This window comes from Flavobacterium sp. UBA4854 (assembly GCF_002399805.1).
In the GTDB taxonomy this organism is placed as follows: domain Bacteria; phylum Bacteroidota; class Bacteroidia; order Flavobacteriales; family Flavobacteriaceae; genus Flavobacterium; species Flavobacterium ginsengisoli.
Map to the genome: position 1 here is coordinate 1 of NZ_DHEI01000125.1, position 8,494 is coordinate 8,494.

General features: G+C 34.7%; 8 protein-coding genes and 1 pseudogene. All 9 read left to right on the forward strand.

The annotated features are described in order from the left end of the window. The first annotated feature begins 370 nt into the window (after positions 1-370). Positions 371-1,840, forward strand: a complete 1,470-nt coding sequence (locus B3J44_RS18350; RefSeq protein WP_286970251.1) for an MFS transporter — start codon at positions 371-373, stop codon at positions 1,838-1,840. 6 nt (positions 1,841-1,846) lie between these two features. Beyond that, on the forward strand, positions 1,847-2,896 hold the full coding sequence (locus tag B3J44_RS18355) for an MFS transporter (RefSeq protein ID WP_286970253.1): 1,050 nt from the start codon (positions 1,847-1,849) through the stop codon (positions 2,894-2,896). Between the two features lie 78 nt (positions 2,897-2,974). Then, the gene (locus B3J44_RS18360) at positions 2,975-5,191 is read left to right on the forward strand and encodes a molybdopterin oxidoreductase family protein (protein ID WP_286970254.1); all 2,217 of its coding nucleotides are present in this window, start codon (positions 2,975-2,977) and stop codon (positions 5,189-5,191) included. Between the two features lie 19 nt (positions 5,192-5,210). Further along, a complete protein-coding gene (locus B3J44_RS18365; RefSeq protein WP_198857545.1) occupies positions 5,211-5,780 on the forward strand; it encodes a 4Fe-4S dicluster domain-containing protein in 570 nt (189 codons plus the stop codon). 11 nt (positions 5,781-5,791) lie between these two features. Continuing rightward, positions 5,792-6,301 (forward strand): ubiquinol-cytochrome c reductase iron-sulfur subunit, encoded by a 510-nt coding sequence (locus B3J44_RS18370; protein ID WP_286970255.1) that lies wholly within the window; start codon positions 5,792-5,794, stop codon positions 6,299-6,301. Positions 6,302-6,319: 18 nt separating this feature from the next. Continuing rightward, positions 6,320-6,571, forward strand: a complete 252-nt coding sequence (locus B3J44_RS18375) for a DUF6755 family protein (protein WP_286970256.1) — start codon at positions 6,320-6,322, stop codon at positions 6,569-6,571. A 98-nt stretch (positions 6,572-6,669) separates the two neighbouring features. Then, complete coding sequence (locus tag B3J44_RS18380; protein ID WP_286970257.1) at positions 6,670-6,972, forward strand: hypothetical protein; 303 nt, start codon at positions 6,670-6,672, stop codon at positions 6,970-6,972. Between the two features lie 97 nt (positions 6,973-7,069). Beyond that, the gene (locus tag B3J44_RS18385) at positions 7,070-8,083 is read left to right on the forward strand and encodes a 2-hydroxyacid dehydrogenase (protein WP_286970258.1); all 1,014 of its coding nucleotides are present in this window, start codon (positions 7,070-7,072) and stop codon (positions 8,081-8,083) included. Between the two features lie 27 nt (positions 8,084-8,110). Continuing rightward, positions 8,111-8,494, forward strand: a pseudogene (locus tag B3J44_RS18390) (hypothetical protein); the annotation flags it as partial.

The window sequence follows — 8,494 nt, forward strand, 5'->3', positions numbered from 1 at the left end:
ACTTGCTATTCCAACAAATAACATAGCAGCGATAATTAATTTTTTCATGTTTTAAGTTTTTTAATTGTTTATAAGAAATTAGACTTTTTTGAATAAAACAGGTTTAATTGAATTTTTAAAAATTATATTTTATTTAACATATTGAAAAACAGAGTTTTCAACTGATAAGTAGTGAAAAATAGACTTAACTATAAGAATGAATTTAAATAAGATTATAATAATGCTAAATGTTTGATTGTAAGTGTCTTGCTTTGAATATTTTTTTTAACTTTAGTAAAGTATTGCTTTTCAGGTGTTTTTGAAAAGTAGTTTTCATGATTCCCATATTTCAGTAATAGATTTCCAAAAACATAATTTAATACTTTATTCTATGGCAGATCTTTCCCAAGCCCACCGCATCCTTTTTTTAAATACTTTGGCATTTGCAATCTGTTTTGCATGCTGGACACTCAATGGAGTATTGGTTACTTTTTTAGTTGATAAAGAAATTTTTAATTGGAGCGTCGTACAAATAGGATGGCTTTTAGGAATTCCTGTTCTTACGGGATCAATTATGAGATTGCCAATGGGAATTTTAACCGATAAGTTTGGAGGTAAAATTGTGCATTCTGCATTACTAATTTTGGCTTCAATCCCTCTATTTTTATTACCATTTGCGACTTCTTTTACTGTTTTTGCCATTTTAAGTTTTCTATTCGGAATGGTAGGAACCAGTTTTGCTGTAGGAGTAGCTTCAACCTCTGTATGGTATCCTAAAGAATGGCAGGGAAGAGCTTTGGGAATCTTCGGAATGGGAACAGCTGGTGCTTCAATTACGCCCTTTTTAGCGCCTTCACTTTTAAGTACATTCTCCGAAAACGATCCTGAAAATGGATGGAAATGGCTTCCCGTACTTTATGGTTCTGCTTTGCTATTGATGGGAATTGTGTTTCTGATTTTCGCTAAAAACAAAAAAAGCGAAGCACAATCTAAAACAGTAAAACAATTATTGCAACCCTTAAAGAGAGTGCGTGTTTGGCGCTTCGGAACTTATTATTTCTTAGTATTTGGTTCGTTTGTTACTTTCTCGCAATGGCTTCTTCCAAATTTTATGAATGTCTATCACACAACTTTAGTTTTAGGCGGAATCTTTACTTCTTGTTTTAGTTTGCCTGCGGGTGTTGTACGTGCTTTTGGAGGTTTTTTGTCGGATAAATTCGGAGCCAGAAAAGTAATGTACTGGGTTTTGAGTTCTTCAGTCGTTTTAAGCTTTTTATTATTATTTCCAAAAATGGACATCACGACTTCAGGAAGCGGTCTTTTAGCGAGTAAAGCAGGAACTGTTACAGCGGTTTCGCCAGATAAAATAGTGGTCGATGGTAAAGAATATGCTATTAGCCAGAAAGATGAAAGTCAGCCGCATTCTAAGTTTTTTCCATCCAAAAAAACATGGCAGGAAGTTGTCGTAGCAGAAAATCAAAAAATACAGAAAAAAGATTTATTGGCAGAAGGAATTACACAAATTCATTTTGAAGCCAATATGTGGGTGTATTTAGTTTTGGTTATTCTAATAGGAATTTCATGGGGAATTGGTTCTGCCGCTGTTTATAAACATATACCAGATTATTTTCCCAATGAAGTAGGTGTAATTGGCGGAATGGTCGGACTATTAGGCGGTTTAGGCGGATTCTTCGGACCAATTATTTTCGGGTATTTATTATCATTTACTGGATTCTGGACGAGCTCTTGGCTTTTTATTCTGGCATTATCATTAACCTGTCTGATTTGGATGCACCGTGTAATTGTAAAAATGACAAAAGAAAGACTGCCTGAAATGGCTAAAGATATTGATCGAAAATAATCTGTCATGAAAGAAAAAACATTTAATACGAAAGCTTTATTAATTGCAACGGCAGCTTCGGTTTTTATGGTCGTATTGGTTTTCTATGGGTCAAGAAAACTTCAAAATTTTGATGCGGCCTTAGTCACCTATCTGTTCGGAACTCTATTTGCATTTTTCGGAGTTGTGTATCGCTATACAGTTTGGCTGCAACGACCGCCAACTTGGATGTATTTTAAACGTGGCATTCATTTTCTCTTTACAGGAAAAGTTTTTTCGCATTTATGGTTTTTAGGTAAAGAATCAGTTGAAAATATCGCTTTTCAGAAATTCATTTACCCAAGAGGTAAATACAGATGGTTGGCTCATTTTTGTATTGCAATTGGCTGTTTTTCTGCTTTTGCAATTACTTTTCCGCTCACATTTGGATGGATTCATTTTACGTTGGCACCAAATTCTATTTCAGTTTACGAAGCGCATTTTTTTGGTTTTAAAGTAATGGATTTCAGATTGGATTCTATTATGGCATTTCTAACTTTCCATGCTTTAAACTGGTCTTCTTATTTGGTTATTTTTGGTTCGCTTTATTATTTAAGAAGACGTTTAACCAATCCGGGATTAATTGCCACACAGACTTTTGAAGGCGATTTACTGCCACTTCTTTTATTAATTGCCATTTCTGTTACGGGTTTGTGTCTGACTTATTCTTACCAATTTATGAAAGGATTTGCGTATGATTTTCTCGCAGTAGTTCATGCAGTAACGGTTATTATGTTTTTGATATGGATTCCGTTTGGAAAATTTTTCCACATCATTCAACGACCGGCTCAGATTGGTGCGCACATTTACAAAAAAGAAGGAATGAAAAAAGGAATGGCAATCTGCAAAGAAACTGGAAAACCTTTTGCAACACAGCTTCATATTGATGATTTAAAAATTGTAACTAAACAATTAGGTTTTGACTTTAGTGATGATGAAGGAAATTCACACTTGGATTTAAGTCCCGAAGGAAAACGAGATCGTTTGGCGAAAGCGCATTTAAAAGCAAGAATCGAAGGCGGAAATTTATTTGGATAAAATTATAGTTTCAAGTTTAAGGTTTCAAGTTTCGTCCCAGAACGTGAAACATGAAACCAAAAAATAACAAAAAAAATCATGGCAAAACTACCTGTATCAACCGAAAAAATAATTGAAGCATTTGGGCCGCATCTGAATTATACACCAAAAGAAGGATATGCAGGACGTGATGAACCAGATAAAATGGTCAAAACACATTGCTGTTTCTGCGGCATGCAATGCGGAATTCAATTATCTGTAAAAGACAATAAAGTGGTTGGTTTTGAACCTTGGATGGAATTTCCGTTCAACGAAGGTCGTTTGTGTCCAAAAGGAGTGCAACGTTATATGCAGAACAATCATCCAGATCGTTTATTGCATCCGATAAAAAGAGTAGAGGGCAAAGGTTTTGAACAAACTACTTGGGATGAAGCAATGGATAAAACCGTTTCTGAAATCAAAAGAATTCAGGAGAAATACGGTAAACATGCATTTTCGATGTTATCTGGTGTTTCGTTGACTAACGAAAAAAGCTATTTGGTCGGAAAATTTGCAAGAGTAGCTTTAAAAACTAGAAATTTAGATTATAACGGACGTCTTTGCATGGTAAGTGCTGGTGCAGGAAACAAAAAAGCATTTGGTTTAGATCGGGCTTCAAACAATTATTCTGATTTAGAATATGCTGAAGTTATTATTATTGCAGGAGCGAATATTAGTGAGACGTTTCCAACATTAACCCATTGGATTTGGAAGGCCAGAGATCGCGGAGCCAAATTGATTGTTGTTGATCCGCGAGTTATTCCATTAGCAAGAACAGCAGATGTTCATCTTGATGTAAGACCAGGAACCGATTCTGCTTTATATGGAGCAATGTTGAAATATCTCGTAGATCACGATATGCTGGATCACGATTTTATTGATAATTATACATCAGGATTTCAAGAAACGATTGATGCGGTAAAAGATTATACATTAGAATGGGCAGAAGAAATTACGGGAATTTCTAAAGAAAAAATTAAAGAAGCAGCTGAATTATGGGGAAAAGCAAAAACAAGCTTTTTACTCCACGCAAGAGGAATAGAACATCATTCAAAAGGTGTTGATAATGTTTTAGGATGCATCAATCTGGTTTTGGCAACAGGAAGAATTGGAAGACCCTATTGCGGTTACGGAACCATTACTGGGCAAGGAAATGGTCAGGGAGGAAGAGAACACGGTCACAAATGCGATCAGCTGCCTGGAAATCGTGATATCGAAAATATGGAACATCGCAAATACATTGCTGATGTCTGGAAAATTAAAGAAGAAGATATGCCTCACAAAGGCATTACAGCTTATGAAATTATAGAAGCGATTCACAGCGGTGAAATAAAAGGATTGATTTCGATTTGTTTTAATCCGTTAGTTTCTTTGCCGAATAATAATTATGTGCGTTCTGCTCTTGAAAAATTAGAGTTTTATGTGGCAATAGATTTCTTTTTGAATGAAACAGCGCGTCATGCCGATATTGTTTTAGCAGGTTCATTGCAGGAAGAAGAGGAGGGAACAACAACCTCAGCTGAAGGTCGTGTTATCCGAATTCGTCAAGCTGTAACACCTCCGGGAGATGCGAGAACAGACACTTCAATATTATTAGAATTAGCAAAGAGATTAGGCGAGGAAGAAAGATTTACTTACGCCAACAGCGAAGCCATTTTTAATGAACTTCGAGTTGCATCAAAAGGAGGAACTGCCGATTACAACGGAATAACCTATAAAAAAGTAGAAGATAATATGGGCGTTTTCTGGCCATGTCCGACAGAAGATCATCCTGGAACGCCAAGATTATGGGAAGATAAAAAATTTGCCACACCAGACGGAAGAGCACATTTTAATCCCGCTCCTTATAAACTGCCTGGCGAGGTTACAGATGAAGAATATCCAATAACATTAACAACTGGTCGTGTCGTTTCTCAATATTTAAGCGGAACGCAAACTAGAAGAATTGGAAAATTAGTAGATCAGTTTCCTGAACCTTTGCTGGAAATTCACCCAGAAATGGCTCAGAAATATAATATCCAGCAGAGAGAATTGGTAAAAGTTTCAACCCGAAGAGGACAAGGAATTTTCCCTGCTAATATTGTAGAAACCATTCGAAGAGATACCGTTTTTATTCCGTATCACTGGCCGGGGAAAAAATCTGCGAATCAGTTAACGCCTGGAACATTAGATCCGATTTCTAAAATTCCAGAATTTAAAGTTTGTGCCTGTAAGTTGGAACCTTTGGGCGAAATCGAAAACTCATCAGACAAATCAAATGCTTATGCAAGTGTTTAATCTATAAAAAGCAACAATTATGAATTTGACTAATTATAATAAAAACGAAGAGTTTTTTGTAGACTTACAAAGATGCATAGGCTGTAAAGCATGCGAAATGGCTTGTGCAGAATGCGAAACGAATGGACAGGAATCGATGATTCACGTTAATTATGTAGAACGTGAAGTTACCATTCAGACCACTGTTCAGGTTTGCATGCATTGCGAAGATCCTGTTTGTGCCAATGTTTGTCCGGCTGATGCGATTTCGCAGGATGAATTTGGAGTAGTTCATACCGCAAATACAGAACGCTGTATTGGTTGCTCTAATTGCGTAATGGCTTGTCCGTTTGGAGTTCCAAAGAAAATGGAAGAATACGATTTGATGATGAAATGTACAATGTGTTACGACAGAACCAGTGTTGGCAAAAAGCCAATGTGTGCAACAGTTTGCCCGAGTGGCGCATTGTTTTATGGGACTCGTGAACAAATCGAAGAAATGCGTCCAAACAGCACTCCGGTAAATTCATTTGTTTTCGGGAAAGAGCGTGTAAACACAAAAGTGAATATCATGATGCCAAAAGGAAGCAGCGAATTACGAATATTTTAAATCTAAAATCCATGTCTAAAGAAGATAATTTAAGTGAAAACTGGAAGAAAGATTTTCCATATAAAAAGCAGGAATCAACACAAGTCAGCCGACGTGATTTTGCTAAATTCCTTACGCTGGTTTCTGGAGGCTTAATGGTAGGAAGCGGACTGGTTGCAGCAAAAGCGTATTTATTGCCTAGCGAAGAAGTTGTTGGAGAACATTTTGTGTGCGAAATAAAAGATATTCCGTTAGGCGGAACAAGAGGTTTTGTGATTGAAGGTAGTACCATTCCGTATATTTTGGTGCATTTAGAAAGTGGTATGTTTCGAGCTTACGAACAAAAATGTACGCATCTTTCTTGTGCTGTTTATTACAAACCAGGAACAGGAATTATTCATTGTCCGTGCCACGAAGGTTCTTTTGACGCTTTAACTGGAGATGTTATCGCGGGACCACCGCCAAGAGCTTTGCCTCAGTTAGAAGTGGTTTTAAAAGGAGAAAAGATTTTCGTAAAAGCATTCGAAAATAAAGAAAGTTAATAGTTTAAAATAAAAATTATGAGTACATTTAGAAAAAGCCAAAATCAGGCAAATCCAAATAAGTTGAATGTTATTCTGTCTACTTTAATATTTGTTTTAATCTTAAATGTAAGCATCCAGATTTGGTTATTGTATGCTGCTTTAAACAATGCATTAGACAACAATAAAGAAATTTTAATTCCTGCTTTTATAGGTTCGCTTATTTTATTTTTAATTGGTTTTGGATGGCTGTATTATCTGCCAAAAGGGAATTTTCGAAATAATAAATAAGCTTTTAGTGTTATAATTCAGGCTTAATAAAGCAGTCTTTCAATTTCTTGAGATTTAAATTTGCAATATGATTTGTAAAAATAGATAAAGGAATATAAATGGATAAGAAAGAAATTGAGCTGTATAAAGAAGAAATAATAGAATTGACTGAGCTTTTAAATGAAGAATGGTTGGATTTAAAACAATTAATTAAAGAATCAAATCTTGATGCACATAATTTATTATTGATTTCTTATTTTGAGGATGAAAATGAAAGAGAGTTTGGTGTCCTTTTTACAAATGAAAGAAAAGTGATTAGGTTTATAGTTCAAGATAAAAAACTCCAATTTGAAGATATTACAAATAGTAATAAACTTGAACTAGAATATCCGCAAGTAAAAGTTGCAAGAGATTTTTTTTAGGTAGTTTTATTTAAAATGTAAATATAAGATTTGATTAGGATTTAGATGGGTTTAAATAAAATCCGTAATTTTAAGGAACTATTCAAAATCAAATCCTATGAATTCATCGAACAATAAAATAGCTTTTTTCTCGACTCAGCCTTACGATAAAACGTTTTTCAATAAATACAATGAAGATTTTGGTTTTCGATTGGATTTTTTTGAAACCCAATTAAATCCTCAGACTGTCGCTTTAATTGAAGAATGCGAGATTGTTTGTGTTTTTGTAAATGACATTGTAAACGAAACGGTCATTAAACAATTAGCAGAAAAGAAAGTAAAAATAATTGCTTTACGCTGCGCTGGATTTAACAATGTCGATTTAGAAGTTGCAAAAAAGCATAATATAAAAGTTTGCCGAGTTCCCGCATATTCTCCTCAGGCGGTTGCCGAACATGCTATGGCAATGATTTTAACTTTAAACAGAAAAACACACAAAGCTTATAATAGAGTTCGCGAGCAGAACTTCTCTTTAAACGGATTATTAGGTTTCGATTTGTTCGGGAAAACAATCGGAATTATTGGAACAGGAAATATAGGAAAAGCATTTTCTAAAATTGCATTAGGTTTTGGCTGTAAAGTCTTGGCTTATGATATTGTTGAAAGTGACGAAATGAAAAAAGATGGGGTTTCTTTTGTTGGTTTAGAAGAAATATTTAAATCGAGCGATATTATCTCGCTTCATTGTCCGTTGAACGATCAGACGAAACATGTTATCAATACCACTTCTATTTCTTTTATGAAAGAAAGTGTCATGATTATAAACACAAGCCGTGGCGGTTTAATAGAAACTTCGTCGGTTATTGAAGGTTTAAAAGAAGGAAAAATAGGTTATTTAGGAATTGACGTTTATGAGCAAGAAGAAAAATTGTTCTTTAGAGATCTTTCTGCAGACATTATTCAAGACGATGCGATTCAGCGTTTAATGAGTTTTCCAAATGTTTTGGTAACGGCACATCAGGCGTTTTTCACCAATGAAGCTTTGACGCAGATTGCTTTGGTGACTTTTAACAATATAAAATCATTGCTGAAGCAAAATGATATTGAAAATAAAGCTGCCTTATTGGTGTAAATTATAATGAATTTAAAATATTAGATCATGAAAAATAAGATTTTAATTCTAATCTCAATTTTGGCATTATCTTCTTGCCAGAATAAAGACAATTCAAAAAATATTGTAAAAACAATTGTTCAAGATACATTGTCTAAAACCCTTGGCGGAACGGCTGATTTAAGTGAAGCTACACCAAAAGAAGACAAAGCAATAGAGTTAATCCGTAAACAATTATTGGTTTTATTAAAGAATGATATTCCTGCACTGACAAAAGACGATCGGTATTTTTATTATGAAGCTTTCGATTTAAATAACGATAAGAAAAACGAGTATTTTGTTGGTTTTTCAAATCCTTATTTCTGCGGAAGCGGAGGCTGCTCGGGTTATATTTTAAAGAATGATGGTACTGTAATAAATCGTTTCACTGTA